This is a genomic window from Planomonospora algeriensis (genome assembly GCF_977012225.1).
This window is the reverse complement of the sequence record NZ_CDRNDK010000755.1, coordinates 1-1,988: the sequence shown is the minus strand read 5'-3', so window position 1 is coordinate 1,988 and position 1,988 is coordinate 1. Positions and strand designations below refer to the sequence as shown.

Here is a 1,988-nt window from a genome sequence, read left to right as displayed (position 1 = left end):
GCCGGACGATGAGTCGGCGGGGTCGGCGGGCGGGCGGGGCCGCGGGGCCGGTGACGTAAGCGATCAGGCGGTCGTCCCGCGCGACCACCGCCGCCTGGCCGACCGACGGATGCCGGAGCAGCGCCGCCTCGACCTCTCCCGGCTCGATCCGGAAACCCCGGATCTTGACCTGGGCGTCGGTCCGGCCGACGTACTCCAGCTCGCCGCCGGCCGTCCACCTGGCCAGGTCGCCGGTCCGGTACATCCGCTCGCCCGTGCCGTACGGGCAGGCGGTGAAGCGCTCGGCGGTCAGGGCGGGGCGGCCCAGGTAGCCGCGGGCCAGTCCCGCGCCCGACAGGTACAGCTCGCCGATCGCGCCGGGCGGGACCGGCCGGAGGAGGCCGTCGAGCAGGTGGGCGCGCATGCCGTCCAGGGCCCGGCCGATGGGCGGCGCGGAGGCGTCCGGGACGGCTCGGACGGCGTGGTAGGTGGCGTAGGTCGTGGTCTCGGTGGGGCCGTAGACGTGTCCGAGCACCGTGTCCGGGCAGGCCCGGAGCACCCGGCGCATCGCCTCCGGCGAGGCGGCCTCGCCCCCGGTGAGGACCTCCTCCAGCGCGCCGAACGCGCCCGGGTCCTCCTCGGCGACCAGGTTGAACAGCGCGGTCGTGATGAACAGGGCGGTCGGCCGGTGCCGTGCCACCAGGTCCCGGAGACGGCCGGGATCCAGCTCGCCGGGCGGCGCGACGACGACCGTGCCGCCGGTCAGCAGCGGTACCCACAGCTCGTAGGTGGAGGCGTCGAAGGCGTGCGGCGAGTGCATCAGCAACCGCCGGTGCCGCCCGGTCCACCGGTGGTCGGCGGCCAGGGCCAGGACGTCCCGGTGCCGTACGGCCACGCCCTTGGGGGTGCCCGTCGAACCGGACGTGTAGATCACGTAGGCGAGCCGGTCGGGGTGGATCCGGGCCCGCACCGGGTCCGCCCCGGGCCCGGTGTCCGTAGCGTCCTCGCGGTCCAGAGCGTCGAGGCAGTCTGAATCACCCTCACGGTCCAGAGCGCCCGAATAGTCCGTATCATCCTCAATGTCCGGAGCGTCGGGGCGGTCCGGAACGTCGAGGCGGAGCACCGCGGCGTCGCAGGCGAAGCCGGGGTCGCGGTCGGTGATCAGGACGGGCGCGCCGGTGTCGGCCATGACCCAGCTCATCCGGCCGGGCGGGTGGCCGTGGTGGAGCGGCACGTACGCCCCGCCGGCCCTGGCGATCGCCAGGGTCGCCACGGCGACCTCCGCCGAGCGGTCCAGCAGGACCGCGACCGGGGTCTCCGCACGCACGCCGAGCGCGGCCAGCCGGCGGGCGAGCCGGGCGGCCCTCCGGTCGAGCTCGGCGTAGGTCAGGCTCTCCCCGTCCGCCACGACCGCCTCGGCGTCCGGGGTCCGGGCCGCCTGCGCGGCGAAGGCGCTCACCACGCTCCCCTCCGGCGGGAACGCCTCCCGTTCCGGCGGCGCCAGGACGAGGGCGCGTTCGCCGTCGGTCAGCAGGTCGAGCCGGGTCAGCGGCACGTCGGGGTCCGCCGCCACGGTTTCGAGCAGGCGGACGAGCCGGTCCAGGAGCCGCCCGGCCTCGTCCGGGGGGAAGACGTCGGACCGGTGGTCCAGGCGCAGGGAGACGGACCGCCCGCCGGTGACGGCCAAGGCGAGCGGGTAGTGCGTGGCGTCGGTCCCCCCGGCCCCGGCGAGCCGGAGCCCTCCGGTGATCTCCGTCGCGGCGGTGCCCGCGGGGTAGTTCTCCAGGACCGTCATGGTGTCGAACAGCCGGCCCGCGCCGTGGAGACCCTGGATCTCGGCCAGGCCGAGATGGTGGTGGGGCAGCAGCTCGGCCTGTTCGGCCTGGACGCGCGCCAGCAACCCGGACAGGGTCTCGCCGGGGCGGAGCCGTACCCGGACGGGCAGCGTGTTGATGAACAGGCCGATCATGCGCTCGACGCCGGGCAGCTCCGGCGGGCGGCCGGAGACG

The 1,988-nt window shown here is 75.9% G+C and carries 1 protein-coding gene; it reads right to left on the bottom strand.

Going from position 1 to position 1,988, the window contains the following annotated elements; translation table 11 throughout:
* On the bottom strand, nucleotides 1-1,988 hold a 1,988-nt coding region (locus tag ACWJ6R_RS35415; RefSeq protein ID WP_449066393.1), incomplete at both ends, for a non-ribosomal peptide synthetase.